The sequence below is a fragment of the Lysinibacillus sp. UGB7 genome (assembly GCF_049058285.1).
In the GTDB taxonomy this organism is placed as follows: domain Bacteria; phylum Bacillota; class Bacilli; order Bacillales_A; family Planococcaceae; genus Lysinibacillus; species Lysinibacillus sphaericus_B.
This window is the reverse complement of the sequence record NZ_JBMGUV010000057.1, coordinates 1-18,340: the sequence shown is the minus strand read 5'-3', so window position 1 is coordinate 18,340 and position 18,340 is coordinate 1. Positions and strand designations below refer to the sequence as shown.

General features: G+C 36.2%; 23 protein-coding genes and 1 pseudogene. 17 read left to right on the top strand and 7 right to left on the bottom strand.

Going from position 1 to position 18,340, the window contains the following annotated elements:
* Window positions 1-605: 605 nt before the first annotated feature.
* Window positions 606-1,958, top strand: coding sequence for a lytic polysaccharide monooxygenase (locus ACOMCU_RS27120; protein WP_421052154.1), 1,353 nt, complete (start codon window positions 606-608; stop codon window positions 1,956-1,958).
* A gap of 176 nt (window positions 1,959-2,134) precedes the next feature.
* Here ACOMCU_RS27120 and ACOMCU_RS27115 read toward each other — a convergent pair.
* Window positions 2,135-2,281: pseudogene (locus ACOMCU_RS27115) on the bottom strand (IS5/IS1182 family transposase); the annotation flags it as partial.
* Between the two features lie 260 nt (window positions 2,282-2,541).
* Between ACOMCU_RS27115 and ACOMCU_RS27110 the strand changes: the two are divergent.
* The gene (locus tag ACOMCU_RS27110) at window positions 2,542-4,725 is read left to right on the top strand and encodes a M60 family metallopeptidase (protein ID WP_421052156.1); all 2,184 of its coding nucleotides are present in this window, start codon (window positions 2,542-2,544) and stop codon (window positions 4,723-4,725) included.
* Between the two features lie 748 nt (window positions 4,726-5,473).
* Here ACOMCU_RS27110 and ACOMCU_RS27105 read toward each other — a convergent pair.
* Complete coding sequence (locus ACOMCU_RS27105; protein ID WP_421052153.1) at window positions 5,474-6,496, bottom strand: MBL fold metallo-hydrolase; 1,023 nt, start codon at window positions 6,494-6,496, stop codon at window positions 5,474-5,476.
* A gap of 167 nt (window positions 6,497-6,663) precedes the next feature.
* Here ACOMCU_RS27105 and ACOMCU_RS27100 point away from each other — a divergent pair, with 167 nt between their 5' ends.
* From ACOMCU_RS27100 to ACOMCU_RS27090, 3 genes are all read left to right on the top strand, one after another.
* Entirely contained in the window at window positions 6,664-7,674 is a 1,011-nt protein-coding gene (locus ACOMCU_RS27100) for a fumarylacetoacetate hydrolase family protein (protein WP_010859046.1), read from the top strand.
* Between the two features lie 94 nt (window positions 7,675-7,768).
* Window positions 7,769-8,350, top strand: coding sequence for a TetR/AcrR family transcriptional regulator (locus ACOMCU_RS27095; protein ID WP_421052151.1), 582 nt, complete (start codon window positions 7,769-7,771; stop codon window positions 8,348-8,350).
* Between the two features lie 436 nt (window positions 8,351-8,786).
* Window positions 8,787-10,316 (top strand): lipase family alpha/beta hydrolase, encoded by a 1,530-nt coding sequence (locus ACOMCU_RS27090; RefSeq protein ID WP_421052155.1) that lies wholly within the window; start codon window positions 8,787-8,789, stop codon window positions 10,314-10,316.
* A gap of 350 nt (window positions 10,317-10,666) precedes the next feature.
* On the opposite strand, the gene ACOMCU_RS27085 is transcribed toward ACOMCU_RS27090, so the two are convergent.
* Window positions 10,667-10,819, bottom strand: a complete 153-nt coding sequence (locus ACOMCU_RS27085) for a hypothetical protein (RefSeq protein ID WP_421052150.1) — start codon at window positions 10,817-10,819, stop codon at window positions 10,667-10,669.
* Between the two features lie 80 nt (window positions 10,820-10,899).
* Window positions 10,900-11,100, bottom strand: coding sequence for a hypothetical protein (locus ACOMCU_RS27080; RefSeq protein ID WP_421052149.1), 201 nt, complete (start codon window positions 11,098-11,100; stop codon window positions 10,900-10,902).
* A gap of 505 nt (window positions 11,101-11,605) precedes the next feature.
* Here ACOMCU_RS27080 and ACOMCU_RS27075 point away from each other — a divergent pair.
* The 7 genes from ACOMCU_RS27075 to ACOMCU_RS27045 all read left to right on the top strand — a co-directional run bounded on the left by ACOMCU_RS27075 (window position 11,606) and on the right by ACOMCU_RS27045 (window position 13,980).
* Window positions 11,606-11,803 carry a hypothetical protein gene (locus ACOMCU_RS27075; RefSeq protein WP_421052148.1) on the top strand — a complete coding sequence of 66 codons (198 nt, stop codon included), beginning with the start codon at window positions 11,606-11,608 and terminating at the stop codon, window positions 11,801-11,803.
* A 62-nt stretch (window positions 11,804-11,865) separates the two neighbouring features.
* Window positions 11,866-12,270, top strand: coding sequence for a phage holin family protein (locus tag ACOMCU_RS27070; protein ID WP_421052147.1), 405 nt, complete (start codon window positions 11,866-11,868; stop codon window positions 12,268-12,270).
* Window positions 12,267-12,767 carry a M15 family metallopeptidase gene (locus ACOMCU_RS27065; protein WP_421052146.1) on the top strand — a complete coding sequence of 167 codons (501 nt, stop codon included), beginning with the start codon at window positions 12,267-12,269 and terminating at the stop codon, window positions 12,765-12,767. Before ACOMCU_RS27070 ends, ACOMCU_RS27065 begins: the two co-directional genes overlap by 4 nt.
* Window positions 12,757-12,906 (top strand): hypothetical protein, encoded by a 150-nt coding sequence (locus ACOMCU_RS27060; RefSeq protein ID WP_421052145.1) that lies wholly within the window; start codon window positions 12,757-12,759, stop codon window positions 12,904-12,906. Before ACOMCU_RS27065 ends, ACOMCU_RS27060 begins: the two co-directional genes overlap by 11 nt.
* Window positions 12,907-13,203: 297 nt before the next feature.
* Window positions 13,204-13,362, top strand: coding sequence for a hypothetical protein (locus ACOMCU_RS27055; RefSeq protein ID WP_421052144.1), 159 nt, complete (start codon window positions 13,204-13,206; stop codon window positions 13,360-13,362).
* A 21-nt stretch (window positions 13,363-13,383) separates the two neighbouring features.
* On the top strand, window positions 13,384-13,512 hold the full coding sequence (locus tag ACOMCU_RS27050; RefSeq protein ID WP_421052143.1) for a hypothetical protein: 129 nt from the start codon (window positions 13,384-13,386) through the stop codon (window positions 13,510-13,512).
* A gap of 186 nt (window positions 13,513-13,698) precedes the next feature.
* Window positions 13,699-13,980, top strand: coding sequence for a hypothetical protein (locus ACOMCU_RS27045; RefSeq protein ID WP_421052142.1), 282 nt, complete (start codon window positions 13,699-13,701; stop codon window positions 13,978-13,980).
* Between the two features lie 22 nt (window positions 13,981-14,002).
* Here the strand turns inward: ACOMCU_RS27045 and ACOMCU_RS27040 are convergent, their stop codons facing one another.
* From ACOMCU_RS27040 to ACOMCU_RS27030, 3 genes are all read right to left on the bottom strand, one after another.
* Window positions 14,003-14,542 (bottom strand): hypothetical protein, encoded by a 540-nt coding sequence (locus tag ACOMCU_RS27040; RefSeq protein ID WP_421052141.1) that lies wholly within the window; start codon window positions 14,540-14,542, stop codon window positions 14,003-14,005.
* A 78-nt stretch (window positions 14,543-14,620) separates the two neighbouring features.
* Window positions 14,621-14,752 (bottom strand): hypothetical protein, encoded by a 132-nt coding sequence (locus tag ACOMCU_RS27035; protein WP_421052140.1) that lies wholly within the window; start codon window positions 14,750-14,752, stop codon window positions 14,621-14,623.
* A gap of 5 nt (window positions 14,753-14,757) precedes the next feature.
* Complete coding sequence (locus ACOMCU_RS27030; protein ID WP_421052139.1) at window positions 14,758-14,979, bottom strand: helix-turn-helix domain-containing protein; 222 nt, start codon at window positions 14,977-14,979, stop codon at window positions 14,758-14,760.
* Between the two features lie 155 nt (window positions 14,980-15,134).
* On the opposite strand from ACOMCU_RS27030, the gene ACOMCU_RS27025 reads away from it, so the two are divergent.
* From ACOMCU_RS27025 to ACOMCU_RS27005, 5 genes are all read left to right on the top strand, one after another.
* Window positions 15,135-15,350: a hypothetical protein gene (locus ACOMCU_RS27025; RefSeq protein ID WP_421052138.1), complete on the top strand. Its 216-nt coding sequence runs from the start codon at window positions 15,135-15,137 to the stop codon at window positions 15,348-15,350.
* A 34-nt stretch (window positions 15,351-15,384) separates the two neighbouring features.
* Window positions 15,385-16,275, top strand: coding sequence for a helix-turn-helix domain-containing protein (locus ACOMCU_RS27020; RefSeq protein ID WP_421052137.1), 891 nt, complete (start codon window positions 15,385-15,387; stop codon window positions 16,273-16,275).
* Window positions 16,276-16,414: 139 nt separating this feature from the next.
* Window positions 16,415-16,588: a hypothetical protein gene (locus tag ACOMCU_RS27015; RefSeq protein ID WP_421052136.1), complete on the top strand. Its 174-nt coding sequence runs from the start codon at window positions 16,415-16,417 to the stop codon at window positions 16,586-16,588.
* Between the two features lie 222 nt (window positions 16,589-16,810).
* Window positions 16,811-17,560, top strand: a complete 750-nt coding sequence (locus ACOMCU_RS27010; protein ID WP_421052135.1) for a VOC family protein — start codon at window positions 16,811-16,813, stop codon at window positions 17,558-17,560.
* Window positions 17,561-17,737: 177 nt separating this feature from the next.
* Window positions 17,738-18,013, top strand: coding sequence for a hypothetical protein (locus ACOMCU_RS27005; protein ID WP_219364032.1), 276 nt, complete (start codon window positions 17,738-17,740; stop codon window positions 18,011-18,013).
* The last annotated feature ends 327 nt before the right edge of the window (window positions 18,014-18,340 follow it).

Below are 18,340 nucleotides of genomic sequence, written 5' to 3'. Positions count from 1 at the left end.
GTCAATGGTTGAGATGACAGTTGCTTCCCGTTCTTTAGCAGAGATGTCACAACAACTTCAAGATCTAGTTTCTGATTTTAAATCAATCTAATAATAGGTTCAACAATGCTCTAACCTGGACCCTATAAAGTAGACTTTAAATTGATGTACGCCGATAAGACTTCGGCGGCTTTAGATCTAATAGCTAAAAACAAAATATCCAATTTCCACAGAAGGATTAGAATATAGACAAGAAAAGATCTATATTAATGTATGTTGAACTGAACCCCGAATAGAGGGCACTTTAAAAAGTGACCCTATTCGGGGTTTTTGTTCATTTTATAAAAAATCCTGTTATACCAAAACATAATAAATTAAGATAATCTATAACTTGAACGTTTTATGAACATTCTATTAAAATGTATAGCTCTTTTAAATAATAATTAACCCAATGATAAGATTATTGTTATATTTAGAATTATTTATCAACACCTTTCGAGGAAAAACATACTCATTTAATGCAATTATTACCACATTAATACATAGTTTGCTAAATTGTAAATTCATAGCTATCATACAAGAGTAAATATAATTTCATACAATAAAATCGTAAGGAGACTACTTATATGAACACTAAATTCACAAAATTAAGTAAAAAGGGAATAACAGCGGCCCTATTAGCAGCTGGAATCATGGGGATTTCAATGGCACCAAATGCATCTGCCCATGGGTTTGTTGAGAAACCAGCTAGCCGATCCGCATTATGTAGCCAAAATTATGGGGCACTTAACTTGAATTGCGGAAACATAATGTATGAGCCACAGAGTCTAGAGGCACCAAAAGGATTTCCACAAGGTGGACCAGTTGATGGTAAAATTGCCTCTGCAGGAGGTCTGTTTGGTGGTATCCTAGATCAACAAACTGCAAATCGCTGGTTTAAGAACACGATTACAGGGGGATCAAATACCTTTACATGGAAGTACACTGCGGCCCATTTAACAAGCAAATGGCACTATTATATTACAAAAAAGGGATGGGATCCTAATAAACCATTAACCCGTGCTGATCTTGAGCCAATTGGAACTGTCGAACATAACGGCTCTGCTGCTTCAAATAATCTAACTCATACAATTAACGTACCAACTGATCGTAGTGGCTACCACGTTATTTTAGCTGTTTGGGATGTAGCTGATACTACAAATGCTTTCTATAATGTCATTGATGTTAATTTGCTGAATAATGGGGATGTTGATAAGGAAGCTCCAACTCAGCCAAATGGATTAAATGCAACGAAAGTTACTTCTAACAGTGTCGAGCTAAAATGGAATCCTTCTACAGACAATGTGGGTGTAAAAGAATATCAAATATTACGAGATGGTAAAGCAATTGGAACTGTACCGGGAACAACATTCACAGATAAAAATTTAAAAGCGAATACAAAATATACATATACGGTGAAGGCAGTGGATGCTGCTGGAAATGTTTCTAAAGAAAGTGAGTCTGCAGTTATAGAGACAATGAATGCAGTTCCTGATACAGAAGCACCAACGCAACCAACTGCACTACACACGATGGGCGTAACATCCTCAAGTGTAGACTTAATGTGGAGTGCATCAGAGGATAATGTAGCAGTTGATCATTATGTTATATATCGAGGGACACCAGTAGGACAAATGACTGTAGTTGGAACATCCAAAACTACATCTTTTATGGACATGAATCTACAATCAAATACAACATATAAGTATGCAGTCACTGCCGTTGATGCAGCTGGAAATGAATCCATTAAAAGTGCCGTTTTAACTGTGACTACAAAAGAGCAGGGGGCGTCTTATGAGCAATGGAATCCAAATAAGGCGTACACAAAAGGTGATAAGGTAGAGCACCAAGGTAAAATATATGAAGCTGTTCAAAGCTATCAAGGAAATGGAGATCCAAATTGGATATTCGCATTGTCCTTATGGAAAGAAATTAAATAAAAATAGAGTCCTAAAAAACCTTACTTATTGAAAGGTTTCAGACTGGCGACAAAAAGCATCAAGAAGCTAATTCTCGATGCCTTTTGTCATTTTTTTATGTTCAGCAAATGGCATTCTCCTACCAATGAGAACATACTCTTCGAACAATTTACTCTTTATTAAAGAGCTTGCCATGTTCAAGTAGCAAGCTTTTTCAAATTCATGGCGGCAAAAGTAAGCATCCGCAAAAACATGTTCAATTGTTTCTTTACGCCTCGCATAGATTTGCTTAATATCATCCGAAGGACGTAATGTTCGTCTATATCCACTTGCGTTTCCCATATATCGTTGAATGATGCCTTATATAATGAACAAATTATGACAATAAAGGTATTATTTTATATTGTTTTGTATTGATAATACTATTCAAAGTGTTTATTGATATGTTTATTTGATTTGTATAAGGAATTAAGAGAATAAATGAATTATAATGCGTTGATATTGGTAGGTTTATAGGAAAATTGTAAAAAAATGTGTTAAAAGGTACTATGGAAATACAAGTAATAGTATTACTTGTAATTAAATAAATAGTAGGAGAGATATGATGGAAAGAAGACAGAAACAAAAAACAAAAAAGTTAGTGATGGCAACTGCTCTATTTTCTATGTTGGCTACCGGAATAACGCCTTCATTAGAAGTCTTTGCGGAAGAACAAACACAGCAACAGAAAGTATCTAACGTGTTAAAAAACGAAAAATCAGTGGAAGTGGAAAATCGGAAGTTTGCAGTTCCAGGAAAAGGGGATATCACGAAATTCCAAAAAAGCGAAAGAAGAGATAGACCATTTAGTCCCTATGAACCGACTGGGGTATACGCAAGGCCTAATGAACAAATAATCATTCAAGTAGCAGGAAATCAAGATATCGAAGCATACATTGGAACTTTTTCGTATGATGCTTCATGGAGAGAAGATTCAAAAATTAAATCCTTTACATTAAAACCTGGTTCAAACACTATACAGTCTCCAAATGGTGGAATGATATATTTTTACAATAAACAACAAGGAGGCACCATTCAAACAACAATAACAACAGGTGGAACGGCTACCCCTCTCTATGAACTCGGAAAGCATACAAAACAAGATTTAATAGATATGCTTAATCAATATCCAAATGCACATACGGTGGAATTAAAAGGGGAGCGTGTATTGATAACTGCTAGCCCGGCACGTGTTAAAAAATATTTGATAGGTTCTAACACAGATCCTACTCAACTATTGAAAAAGTTGGATGAAGCTACTAGAATTCAAGATAAAATATCTGGATTATCTGAAGATCAAGTAGATAAACATTATCTACACTATGTTGAGGATAATCATTCACTAGATTATTTTATGTACGCATACCCTTATAGAACTGCATATGTAGGAGACGCAATCCAACATGTGTTAGATATTAATAAATTTATTAATGATGGATGGGGCCCGTGGCATGAGGCGGGGCATATGAGACAACAAAATCCTTGGGCTTTTTATAATATGACAGAGGTTCAGAACAATATTTATAGTCTTGCAGTAGAAAAAACATTTGGTCATCCGACCAGATTAGAAAAAGAAAGTGTTTATCCTAAGGCTTTTCACTACTTAGAACAGCAGAATAAAAATTATGACGAGATTAGTGATCTTTTTGTTAAACTTACTATGCTATGGCAATTACATCTAGCGTATGGAGAAGAATTTTATCCTAAATTGCATCAATCGTATAGAGATATGTCTGATAGTATGTTACCTAAAAATAATGAAGAAAAGAAACAATTATTTATGATTGAAGCCTCTAAAGCAGCTCAACAAAATTTAATGCCATTTTTTGAAAAATGGGGATTACGACCAACTAATGATACAATCCAAAAGGTAGCAGCCTTAGGGTATCCAAACTTGACCGCTGAAATTTGGAAAAGTACCGATTCTAATCCAATTAAACCGGATACATCAGAATCTGGCAACATTTTAGATGGTAACCAATTTGCCTGGTCGCTGAAAGGAATTGGCGATGTTGAATTTGCAAAGGTAGATTTGAATAAATCGACAGGAGAAATGCAAGTTTATCTAAAAGCAGGTGTGCCACATCACTACTTTGATAAAACATATGCAAGGATACTAGTGCAGAATTCATCTGGACAAGTGGTATACAATAAAGATATTTATGGAAACAAACAACAGAATGCAGAACAAGAAAGAGTGTCAGTAAATGAAGGAGATTATATTGAGTTGACACATCTTGAAGGTGGAAACCGGGCTACGATCACAAATGTAGATAACGGAAAACAAGAAAGCTTTGAAGAAAAAGGCATCTACAAAGTTACAGTAGAGGGTCTAAAGAAGGTAGAAAAATTACCAGAAGTAAAAACTCTGGATGGTAACCAATTTACATGGTCGCTGAAAGGTATTGGAGATTTTGAGTTTGCGAATGTAAACTTGAATAAATTGACTGAAGAAATACAAATCAATTTAAAAGCAGGTGTACCACACAATTACTTTGATAAAACATACGCAAGTATAGAAGTGCAGAATTCATCTGGACAAGTTGTATACAATAAAAATATTTATGGAAACAAACAACAGATTGCTGAATTACAAAAGATACCAGTGAAAATAGGCGACAAAATTGAATTGACACATCTAGAGGGAGGACATAGGGCTACTATTATGAAAATAGACAATGGTGAACAAGAAAGTTTTGGGGAAAAAGTAGTTTATGAAGTCACTTCTACAGGTTTGTTAATAAAGTAGCAACGTTATTTAAGGTTTAAACATTACAATCCATAATGAAGCGCATTTACATATGGTTTCTATCCTTTTCTAGTTTCGCCTGAATTAGGACCTTCCAAAAAGTAGCTTTAACTTCTGATAAATATGGGTTTTATGAAAAGTGTATAAAAACGTGCATAAATAAAAAAAACAACAGGAAAAAATGTACACAACGTGGAGTTTATTATTATGGCGTATGGTGGATGGATGAAAAGGAACCTAATTTATCTTATGACGAAGCTTCCTATGCCTTCGTTTTAGAAGTAGATTAGCTATTCCATTTAAAGGGCGCTATTGTTTAATAAAACTTAGATTTTTAAACGACTTTATTGTTATATTTTTAAGTACAGTGAAGTATCTTATATCGAAAATTAAACAACTATATTTTAACCCCGTCCTAAATTTAGAACGGGGTTATGCTTGTTTTAGGTTTTAAAATTACATAACTTTATTGTCTTTTTACAACAAAATCCCAGTCTGCTTGTTGGTCTTTGAGCAAAAATAAGCATGGTTTACAAGTTGCCCGGCTTCGTTTAATACAGAGCGTGTGAGCCTCAATAAACTTTACTGTTTAGTAGAAAAGCCTATTTATATAAAATATTGACAGGATCCTTTATCCAATTTATCCATTACACATTACATTTAACAGTGAGACAGGTAGATACTTTCTTGTATTTGTGGTAAGAGATGTACGAATCCAATAGTCTCTGCAGATGCTATGCTTGCATGGCTATTCTTGCCACACGCTCATAGGGTCCCATGGCTTAATCCGATCGCCATATTTCTCGGGCAAAAAAGCTTTCATGTCTTCCAGCTTTGCAGGGACCTCGTTCCAATTTGGAAGAGATGGCAACCCCCGTTTGCTTTTTAAGAGGATATCCACCGTAACATACAAACGTTCTGGCTGAATCCAATGAAGGAAGCGAGAAATATCGATTTGCTTGGTCAGAGACAAGGAATCAATCTCGTCATTGTAATGCTTGTTGAACTCACTAATCAGGTTCAAGAGGTAGTCTCTCTGCTCCTTCACGAAGTCCAGGCCGCAGATTGCGCCATGTCCTGGAACAACGATTTCGGGTTTAATGTCATCAATAATGCGATCAAGCACTTTAATCCAGTTAAGGGTTCCCTCTTCACTGTATGCCGTACAACCGTTAAACACAACATCGCCGGCGAACAGCACTTTTTCTTTTGGCATCCACAACAGCAAGTCACTGTCAGAGTGGGCCGGAGCTACATTGTAAATCATAACTTCAGTATCGCCAAGACGTATGTTGATATCGTCCTTTATCTCAATATTCGGGTGCACCCATTCTACGCCCTCCAGGTTAAATCCTTCAAATTCCGCTGCAAAAAACTGCTCGCCCTGAGTTGATTCCGGAGAATTCTTCCCTCTTTTGATGACGCTATCCATCCAGGCGATATTTTCGGTAAGACGCTCTCTGGCCGCTTCCTTGTGCATAATAATGCAGGCTTCTTCAAACACTTTGTTCCCCCAGGCATGGTCGCTGTTATAGTGCGAGTTCACCACATAGGCGGGAGAGCCGCCATTGCTTACTTCCTTAAAAGCATCTCGCATTTCTCGCGCATGGAACAAATCGAAGAACGTGTCATACACCAGGCCTTCACCTTTGTTGATAAACCCGGCATTGGCCCAACTGATACCACGATACGGCGAAATACCGGCAAAGACGCCATCTGCGACTTCAAAAAATTTAACCCGAGGTTTTTGGATAATACTTCTATACTTCATAACAATTCTCCTTTGCGTATATGTTTTTTGGGGTTAGTCACACTGACTATATCTGTATAATAGAGAATAGAAAATAAAAATGCAAGCGAGCACTTGCGTGCATTTGCTCTATGCAATATGATAATAACTGAACAACATCACATTACATGGATGGAGGCGCTACAAACATGAAACTGGTAACCTTTCACACCAAGACTTCGAAGGAACGTTTGTTTGGGCTTGTCATTAACGAGAAATTTGTCGTGTCTTTTGCCGCAATCATGAAAAAGCAGGGGACATTCGTTGACAGTCTACAAAGTATGGACAGCTATCTACAACATTTGCCGGCAAGCCATGCTGCCGCTAAGGAGCTGATGCAATATGCTGTTGGACAGCCGCATCAATTCAATGAAAATGAAATCTGTCCAATTGCCGCGGTAAAACTGCTGCCGCCGATTCTGAACCCGGCTGCGCTTATTGATTTCGGGTTGACGCCAAGACATCTGAGAAATGCTGGCATAAATCTGCTACAAAGAGAATACACAGGGGCGGAAAGAGAAGAGTTTAAACGAAAAATTGCCGAAAAATTCCAGCGGGAACCGAATAAAGTAACTTTCAGTTATTACAAGTGTAACCATAATGCATTGATTGGCGATGGGGCTACAATTCATTGGCCTTCGTACTCTTCTTACCTGGATATCGAACCGGAGCTGGCCTTTGTTACAGGGAAGGGGAACTGCATTGCTGGTTATGTTATTTTTAACGACAGTACTGCTCGCGATGTGCAGTGGCCTGATTTTCAGGCGTTGACCGGACCAACGCGGTGCAAAGATTTTGATTACAGCAAAGGAATAGGACCATTTCTGGTTACGCCGGATGAAATCGATAACCCGCTGGCACTGGATGTGGATGTACGCATCGGAGAGAGACTGCACTGGAAGGGAAGCACATCCGAGTATTCCGCGCACCCTGCAAAAGTGATGGAGGAGGTTCTCAAAGTTTTTACGCCGCTCCCGGGCACGATTATAGGAATGGGGACGATACCTGATTGCTGCGCAATCGAGACCGAACAATGGCTGTTGCCCTCTGACCGAATCCAAATTACGTTCGATAAATTAGGCACGCTCACGCAATTGGTGCCTGATCATGTCAAGATTACGGAAGCAAGTCGCTGGGAAAAAAGAAGTGATTTACCTTAAATAAACGTTTATGAAGATGATGGACCCCGAACCCTATTTGCATATGCATAACTTGTAGTATAATAGGTTTAACATATGCAAAAGGAGTAATACAATGCATACTTCAGACAGAATCATTGAAGCCGCGACACGGCTCATAAAAAAGAATGGCTATCGGGGAGTAAGCACCAAAGCCATTGCAGCGGAAGCTAAAGTCAATGAATCTACGATTTTCCGGCATTTTGGAAGCAAGCAAGGAATACTGGAAGCCATCATTGAAAGACATTCGGATATCCCGCAATTTGAGAAACTGTTAAAAGAGGAAGCGACCGATAATCCGGAAGTCGACCTGCTGAATGTAAGCCGGCAGTACCGCTTGTTTTTCCATAAAAATGTGGACATAATTTTGATTGGCATCCGCGACAAAGGAATTTTCCCCGAATTGGACAGAGTGCTGACCGATCCGCCGGTGAAGCTGCACTCTTTGCTGGTTGAATATTTTGAACGACTGCAGAAGAAAAAAATTATAGCTAGACAGGATGCGCGTCTTGCCGCCATGTCTTTTCTCTCGACGTGCTACGGCTTTCAGATGAGCGAGCTGATTCACCAGCAATATCAGTCCCAACTCGTCACCGAGGAAGAGTTCTACAAGTACATTGTCTCATCGTTTGTTAAAGGATTATTGTCTCAGTCATAAAAAGGGCACTGAGTGTCATATTGAGACAGTAAGAAAACACCTTATTTTACAGCCAGTTGACGGTATTGAACCGGCGACTGGTTGTTTATATTTTTTTGTCTAAATTAGAAGGGAATCATTTCCTATTTATAGAATATTGGGATAGATGGAAGGTGGGGTTAGCTTGTCTATACATCTTTCGAGACATATTTATTATCGTTAATACCCGTTAATCAACACCTGTTTGTCATCAAAGACTAGCAAATGAGTCAATATCGACACACCTTAAAAGACCTTGGTATACACGAGATATGTCTCGCAAAGGAAACCGTTACGATAATGTAGTAATCGAGAGTTTTTGTGGAATTATGTTGAATTGCTTTTCTACAGCTTTACGAACTTCATCAATAATGATTAGGAGGAAAATAATGTGAAAAAATTGGGTTCGTTATTAATAATGGTCACAATTATTCTTTTTTCTACTTCAGATGTTTTTGCCTCAAACCTGGTTGAACCTTATGGATTGAAGCCACCAGGTGAAAGCTTTACACCTGGAGAGTGGTTTCTAGGAGATACTCCATCTAATGTTGATCCGAATAAACCACCTATTGTTTTCGTTCAAGGGAAAAACGGTAACGCTACAAGTTGGTATGGTAATACAGAATATCACGGTCTTAATGACATGTATACAAAAGCTTATGAAGCAGGGTATCAAACTGTATTTCTTCAATTATACGATGCGGCAGGTGAAGGTTCTTATAGTCAATACGATAATGGAAAATTATTAGCATCTATGTTAAAAGAAATCAGTCAACATTTTAACGGAAAAAAATTAAATATAATTGCCCATAGCAAGGGTGGGCCCGATACCCAAGCAGCATTAGTTCTTAATGATGCTCATTCGTACGTTGGTAGGGTCTTTACTTTAGGTTCCCCTCATTATGGATCAGAGTTAGCTGATCTTGCTTATAGCTGGTGGGCAGGTTGGCTAGCTTCATTACTCGGTGAAAAAGATGATGGCACTTATTCACTTCAAGTTGGGGAAATGGAACACTTTCGCTCACTAATAGACAATCACCCCAACGTAAGCAAGAACCACTATTATACAATTGCTGGTACTAATACAGGACCATTTCTATCTGCACTCTGGATGGGGGGTCTATATCTTTCCGATCCAAATGATGGATTAGTCAAAGAGACAAGCACTAAATTATCTTACGGAACACATTTATTTACCGATACCTCACTTGACCATGACCGTATTCGCATGGGATCTGCAGTATTTTCTAGATTGGAACAGTATTTACAGTCTGCTTCTACTGCTCATATCGTTGAAAACAATGAATACTTTTCTCAATCTGATACGTTTCAAGAGTTGGATGCTTCTCATTATTTTTATGGAGGAAAGTTACAATCGTCAAATGATGTTACACATTCTTTTTATGTGGATGCTACACTCGATAATGTTAAATTATGGACAGGATTAACTAGTGATAAGATAGAGTTGTTATCTCCTTCAGGGAAAAAATATACCAACCAGACAATCAAATCAATGGAGGAAGCCTCCTTCTTTAATGGCGTAGTACCCCATACATTTACTGACGTTATTTCTGAGAAGGGGGAATGGAAGATAAATATAAGCACGCAGGCAGGAGATAATGCGTATTTACTGGCAGTTCAACACGGGGGTCCATCTTTGATTAAGGTGAGTATTCCAACAGTAGCATTAGAAACGAATAATATCATCACAATGCAAGCTAATCAACAATTACAAAAACTTACTTTCGATGTACGAGTACTAGATCCAACAGGTAAAGATATTGCTTCTTCTCTACAAATCCAAAAGGTTAATCAACAAAACTTTATGGTAAATTTTCCAGAGAATAAAAAGTCTGGTGTATATAATATAACTTTAAATATTTCCGGTGAAACGTTACAAGGTGAGCCATATAATAGGACCATTGTTCGTTCTAAATATATAAAATAGACATTTGCAATAATTAGAAAAATATAATTTCAAAAATAGTTTATTAGTGTAGATGACACTAATAAACTATTTTTGTACTCTGAAGGGCAAATCCTATATATTTATCAGAACAATTTAAAGCCAATTCCTTACGTAATTCGGTAAAGGTATGCTTTTCTAAATTAATGGAGTAGTAGTATAAAGTTATCTGCCACATCCTCCAGCAAGCTACTTGGTGAAGAAGGATAAGAGCATTGTTTGACGCGGAGGAAAGTGTATTGCAAAGGAATAAGGCATGGGAAGAGCACTGTTTATAAAATTATTAAGGAAATATAGTTTGATTAATTACGTAATAAAAAGCGTTCCTTATTTCAAGAAACGCTTAAAGGCAGTCTATTAAAAAAGTGCACCATGTTAAATTGTTGTGCCCAAGCTAATACATTGCGTCCATTATAAAGCAATTCTACATCTTTTGGACCACCTGTACCGTAAGCGAGCTGTTGGTCTTCATATACTTCGAACATAAAGATGCCTCCTAGCATTAAAAGAGGCTATTTTTTTATAGAGTTCAGGATATTGCTTTTCTTTCGGAAAATGCTCAAGATTATGATAGCCCGTCATATTTTTCAATCAGTAATGGTTCTTCGATTAAATCAACAAGCTTTGTTTGGACATGAACATTTTGTGCTTTTGCTAATGCCTCTGTTTTATCTAGACCTGATTGTGCATAGTCCAACGGCTCTACTATCGCAGAATATGCGGAAGGAGAAGGTCGAAACGCAATATATAGCTTGCCTTGGGCCAATGCAAATGTTACAGCTTATGAAAACGGTCAGACTGTTCTCGTATAAATTCATTTGCTTCTGTTTCGTATACATAATTCTGTTGTTTAAAGCGTTGATCCCACGTATTCATTTTTTATCACAATGTATATGTTGCATATACATCTTATAAAAAGGGCCGCGCTGTGTAAGCAATTGTTCAAATGTGCCACTTTCTGCTAGTGTGCCATTATTCATCACGAAGATGCGGTCCATTTTTGCTAAATCTATTAGCTTATGTGTAATCAGGACAATTTTTTTATCTTTTCCTTTCGTGAGTAAAGTGTAAACGGACGAGGTTCATAACTGAAACCCTTTATAAAAAACTATGGAAGCATGCTTATTACGCCATGTCTATATTGGACGTCTTTTGAAAAATGATGGTTAATGTTTAATGGGAAATAAAAACGCCTGAAACCTTGTGGATACTTGGTTTTGAGCGTTTTTCACTTTATTCAGGGGGTATCTAGAATCGAAAAGGGGGATTATATGACAGAAGATGAACAAAGCCAAATCGAACAAGTTGTATTTTTTTTAGAAGATTCATTTTGGGTTCTTAATAAACTCCGATGGGAAGGTCATTATAATGCACTTAAAGATAATGAGCATTATAAACGCATATTAGAAGCAATAGAAGTATTAAAAAGGGAACACAATGCGCTCTATGAATTAATTAAAGAGGATTAAATTTATGCCTTCCACAGATGAATGTGGAGGGCTTTTATTATGCAAAAAGGGGAAGTGTTCAAATGGAAAAATGGATTGCTGCAGTAAGTGGAGCGATTGGCACAATAATTTCTTATTCAGTTGATGGGCTAGGAATGGCCGTGACTGTATTAATTGGTTTTATGGCAATTGACTACTTTACAGGAATTATGGGCGTCATTGTAAACCGTAACCTAAACAATCGTATTGGTTTTAACGGTATCATTCGAAAAATTTACTACTTAATGCTAGTTAGTTCAGTGTATTTACTAGCATTAGTGATACCAGGTATCGAGTACGCAGGTGATGGAGCTGCCATTGCATTCTGTGTACTCGAATTTATTTCTATCACAGAAAACGGCACGAAGATGGGCTTGCCTACACCAGAGTTCATTAAAAATATCTTATCAATAGTAAAAGATAAAACAGGGGAGGGAGAAACAAAATGAGTACAAGCGTAACAACAACATGCCGAGACTTAGCCGAGCTTTTGCCAGCTGCACAAACAGCCTGTAGATTGCTATTTCAGGAGTGCTACAAGGCAGGCATTAAGAACATCTTCATCACTGAAACATATCGTTCACAAGAACGGCAAAAGTATCTATACGCACAAGGACGCACTCGACCAGGGCAAATTGTTACCTGGACTTTAAATAGTAATCATAAATCACGTCTAGCATGGGATATTGCTGTTGGCCCTCCACAATCTTTATATGATGTGACTACATTGAATCGAGTAGGAGCTATTGCTAAAAAGTTAGGCATTGAATGGGGAGGTACTTGGACTAATGCTATTGACCGTCCCCACTTTGAAGTAAAACCCTACAAATTAGAAGGACAAGTAATTGTACCAAGTAACAGCAAAATGAAAGTTCAATTAATTGTGGAAGACAAAAAGGAGGAAAGTGACAAATTGGAATCCAGGTTCACCAGCTATGAAAACTGAGACAGAAAACTTTATTGCACAGGCTGTAAAGGATGGAATTATTCAGGAATCGCATTTGAAGGATTTACAGAATGGTGTGATGACTACGGAGCGTTTAATGGGTCTGTATATTACGATTCAGCAACGTAGAAGTAAGTAAAAAAATTTGACCAGCAAAGCTAATTTAGCCGAGCTGGTCATTTTTTGTTGATATTAATATGTAGAAAATTGGAATTTTTGCGAATGGATTATTTCAATATAAAATCATACTCCTATAAAGATTTCAAGTGTTTCAGTGAGAAGTTCAAAGAAAACGTTGCTTATGTCCTATGAAAGAATAATATGAGCGCCAATTATTGGCGTAGATTTTGCATTGAATTTCTACACTGGAAAATGTTAGAATTTAATTAACTCGAGCATAGCTTTATTTTTCTATCGATAGAAAGGAGTGTTTAATTTGGTGAAATTAATCATTAAAATTCTTATTACGTTATTTGGTGCAATTCTAATTTTTACGGACTTAAAAGAAAATAACACATGGTTATTTAGCTTTTTTATTACACTTGCGTTGTATATGATTTTCGAAGGCTTTTTTACTAAAAAGAAAAATCTTTAATAATTCTGAGGAGTGTATATTTTGAACTTAATAAAAAAAGGCGTTGGATATACAGTAATTACTTCTATGTTGTTAACAAGTGCGGTTTTACCTTTCGATAATGCGTCAGCTAGTGAACTTGATAAACCACAAAGTTCTGTTACTATTTAACAACAGTCTAATCCTGATATTCTTTCTGAGGACGAAATCAAATTATTAGATCCTTATGTTAATTTTGACTCTGTTGAAAAATCATTCTCTATCATTTCGGAAGCTAGTACACAGCTAGATCCTGAATTATATAGTAAGCTTGAAAATCAAATTAACTTAGCAAATATTCAAATCCAAGAATTAGATTTGAATAACCAAGTAGATTTGAATAAACAAGCTCAGGCTCAAATTCCGCAAATACAAGCAGCAGCAGCTTTTGTAAATGGGAAAACTGACGTAGATTTCCATTGGTGGGGTGCTACGGTATATTTATCTAGAAATACACTGATAGGAATAGGCGGCGGAATTGCAATTGCAGGTCTTTGGATTCCTGAACTAGTTGTCTCTAAAGCAGCAAAGTCTGGCCAACAGTCGCATCAATTTCATGAGGAGAGAAAATTGGCATTACATAACCTTTGTCGTTCTTAATTAATAAGGCGTCTTCCATGTTTCAAAATAATCCTTCTAATTTCTTAACTCCAACTAATTCACCTTTGAAATAATAATTCATGCCTTTAAATTTTGTTTCGGTTTTATCGTAAAGCATAACTGCGGGTTTGGCTGGATATAATTCAGCATTTGATTCACCTTCAATTATATATGCGGGTTTACCTGGTTCTTTATCAAGTTTTGTTTCTTCTTTTTGTTTAACGTTAGCCTCAGCTTTTTCTTTAGCCTCTTTAGCTTTACGTTCATCCTCTATCTTAGCTTTTTTCTCTTCTTCTTTAGCCTTTTTTTCGTCTTCCAAAGCTTTCTCTTTATCGTCAACCGAAACCGTTACCTTGTCATCTTTAGCAGAATCAGCTGGCTTTTCAATCGTATTAGATATAAGTGATAAAACAATGATTACTGCAAAGGATATTCCTGCGAATTTTAAAAGCTTCTTTCCTTCTTGTTTATTCTTCTGTTCAAATTTCACTGTGGATACTACAAACAGAACAAGCATTACTATGAAAATTAATCCTACTACACCTGCAATAAAATCTACCAAAATAAATAACCTCCCTCTAAACTTCCATTTTAGGAAACTAAGAGATGAAAGTACACACAAAAAAACAGACAACCGTAATTAGTTATCTGTTTCATCAATTGTCTTTGACGCTTTTGCTTTATTAATTACTTCCTGGAAGGCTGCTTTAATTTCCTCAATTGTATAACCTTTCTCAAGCAATTCGTTTGTTGTTTGTTCTAACGTATTCAAAAAATCTATCCCTCATCTTCTACTTCTACAATTTTAAATAATTCGTTCATATCCTTAACATCTAATGCCACCATAATCTTTTCCAATGCCTCTTTCGGATACATCTTCACTTTATTATTTGCTATCTCACTAATTAAACGTGTAGTAAGCCCCGTTTTATCTGCTAAATCCTTTTGATTCATGTCTCGTTCTGCAAGTAATATTTTCAACCTCGATTTTAAGTACAACAATTTCACCTGCCTTCATTCCGAATGTGTTAATTAAATTATAGATTAATAAATAAAATTACGCAATTAGTAATTGAAATTACGAATAAAGTAATTTGCTATTTGGGTAACAAAGTTATTAATAAAGTAATTTATTTGTTTTATTAGTAAATAAAATGACGAAAGGCGGAATTATGGTGAACAGTTATTTTAAGTTTGAGCAAGAACGATCTAAATATTTCTTTGAGCAATCTCTTGTATTGTCAGCCGTGGAAGGTCACCTGAAAGGCGCTATTAAATACAGCGAATCTAGTGAAGTTGTTGAGTTTGCAACTTCGCTTCTGGAAATCATAAACGAAGGTTTGGCAGTTGTAGAAGACAAATTTAAGTAATTGGCATACGGACTAATAAAGTGAGGTGAAGACGATGGCATTTGAATACTTAGCAGCATACACAACATTTGAATCAATAGCAGATATGGATAAGAGTGTGGAGGACCACATGGCGGTTCACTACTATGACTTAACCGAGAGTGAACGTGCCATCGATTTCAAGCTTGCTAGTCATTCATTGGAAAATCCAGGAGCTTGTCATTTGAAGGCAGCCACAATTGCTGAGGCATTGGAGATTAGTACAAAGACAGTTTATAGAAGCATTAAGAAATTAGCTGATTTAGGCATCATTGAAAAAGTGCCTGGCACGAAATTAAACGGCATTAAAGGAGCTAGTATTTATCGCATTTTGCCTTATGTCCCATCGAGCGTGTCCCAACGAGATACAGCCGATGAAGCTAGTAATGACGTGGTTTTGGAGCAATTTACAGAAAACCAATCATCTAAATCTTTTAATCTTTTATCTTTTAAAACAAGCACTTTACAGCACGTATATATAGATGCTCACGCTGAAAAAGAAGCTTGTAAGGAATACATGAATGAGTACCAAGTGATGCTGTTTGATTTCATGAACAGCTTGCCTTTAGCGGATAACTTGAAAGACCAATTATTTAAATGCGTAATGGCTTCACAAGTAAATTCTGTGGATGAATTTATAAAAGCTAAGAACGTTCTATTCAAAATTGCTATGGATATTAAAGAAGGTGTACTGACAGTTGCTAGTACATTAAGAGGCGTATTTGTAGCTGCGTATAGCAAGGCTGTTGAGCGTTCAAGCATGAAGTCTAGTAAATCATCATATATAGAAGAAACAACTAATAGAGAGCGTCCAGTACCGTTTTATAACTGGCTGAATGAGCGCAATAGTCGTCCACAATCAATAGTTCAATGTGCACCATCGTTAGAAAATTGGTTGGAATGGTAAAGGGGTAGAAACCGCTATGAATTAGTGGAGTCTGATGAAAAACGGTATAGTCAACAGGTGTATTCATAGCGATTGTATTACATATTTAAGTATTTACATGACGAGATTAATTTAGACACTACAAAGGGGGAAATAGTAAATGACACACCTTGAATATTTGGAGCAACAGGGGCAAATGACAATATTTGATTTACAGGATCAATATGAAGAACTGCAGTTTAAAAAGCTTTCCACAAATGTTAATAAGCCTGTTGATAAAAAGAAGAAGCCTCATAATGGTCCACGAATAGTTGGGTATATTGTGCGGAGATAATTAAAGAAGCCACTTGTGGAAAAATAAATGGAAATAAACATCCAAATGAATCTGATTTGAGGTATTATTAAACTAGCGGTGCAGGGTAGTTCAATAAGCTGAAAAGGATAATTGTTAATTTTAAACGGAATATTTATCGAAATTAGGAACCTCGATTCAATTCAAACTTATGAGAGTAAAGGGAGATTAGTGAAAGAAAATCACTTATTGGGGGAGAATTATTTGAAGATTGACCATTTAGTTGTAAATGTTGATAGTTTTGTACAAGAAGATGAAAATTTTATTAGGAAAGTTCACACTATTGGTCTTCCATATGAACCGAAATGGGGAAAGGGTACGAAAGGGTTTAAGGTATCGAACATATGGATAGGGAATGAATATTTTGAGTTGATTAAAATCAAATCAAAATATGGTGGGGGCTGGATAGAAAGTTGGACTGAGGACTATCATAGTGGGCATAGGGGACTTATTGGTTTTGCATTAGAAATAGATGATATTGAAGCAACATATCAGAAACTTATTAGTCAGAACATTCAAGTATCAACGCCAGAACCTTTAAAATTCAAATGGTTCTTTAAACTACTAAGTAAGACCATGCCTTGGAAAAATTCATATTTACCTAAATTTGAAGGAATGCCTTTTCAATTTTTCTTACAACAACTTAATGATGAAAAAAGTAAAGCATTTATGCAAAAATATATGGTACCGAATAGTAGGGAAAAGAACATTAATGGAATATTAGAAGTAAAGATTTATGGCACATTGGCTGAACAAGACAAAAATATAATAAAAACACTTTTTCAAGATTATAAAATGAATGATAGTACAATCACTGTTTCTCTAGGAAGACAAATCATTTCTTTTGTAGAATCTAAAAAACATTCAGTTGAAGTAATATTGGACTGTGAGAATGAAGAAAAATCTACTAAACAAATTGAGATAGGAAACAACTTAATAATTAAAAATAATTGATTTCATACAAATGTCTTCTTCAACTAACGGAGTGCTTTACTTGAATATCATTGAGTTGCATAGGTAGCTCTTCTTTCTTTATTGAACTAACGACGCAGGATAGTTAAGTAAGAATGATATGTGAATATACTGGTGAATAAAGTATTTTATATACACAATGAGAAAGGAGGCTTAAAAATGAAATCAATAGTTATAGGTAATGTTATATTTACTGGTTTTGTTGCATTATTTATTTCTTGGTTTTTTGCAGAAGGGGCATTAGGTGAATCTGATACTTTGACGCCAGAATTTTTTTTAGTCATACCAGTATGGGCTTTTGGGGCGCTGCTGATGTGGAGATTCGTTTCCAAAGACAAATTAGAAAATACTTCTTATTTTAAAATTATATTGAGCAATTCTCTGCTTTGGTTAACTATCCCTTTAGGTTTAATGTTTGCGTTTGAATTTATATAAGAATATTAGAAGAAAGATAAAGAATAAAGCTGTTATCTTATTGAATGAGGGGCTTTACTTGAAGAACATTGAGTTGCAAATGCAGCTCTTTTTTCTTTGTTGAACTAACAGTGCAGATTACTTTAATAAGGTAAAAGTAAGAGGATGACTGAGGCTAAGTAACGAATACTGGGTTAGTAGGAATTCAAATAGAATGAGGCGAAGTAAATGGGTAATACTAAAAAGTTAAATCCAATAGAGGCAGCTAAAAGATTTATTAATAAGAGCTTCCCAAACTGTCAGGGAGCTGTATTGGCTGGAAGTGTTGTTAGAGGTGAAGAAACAGAT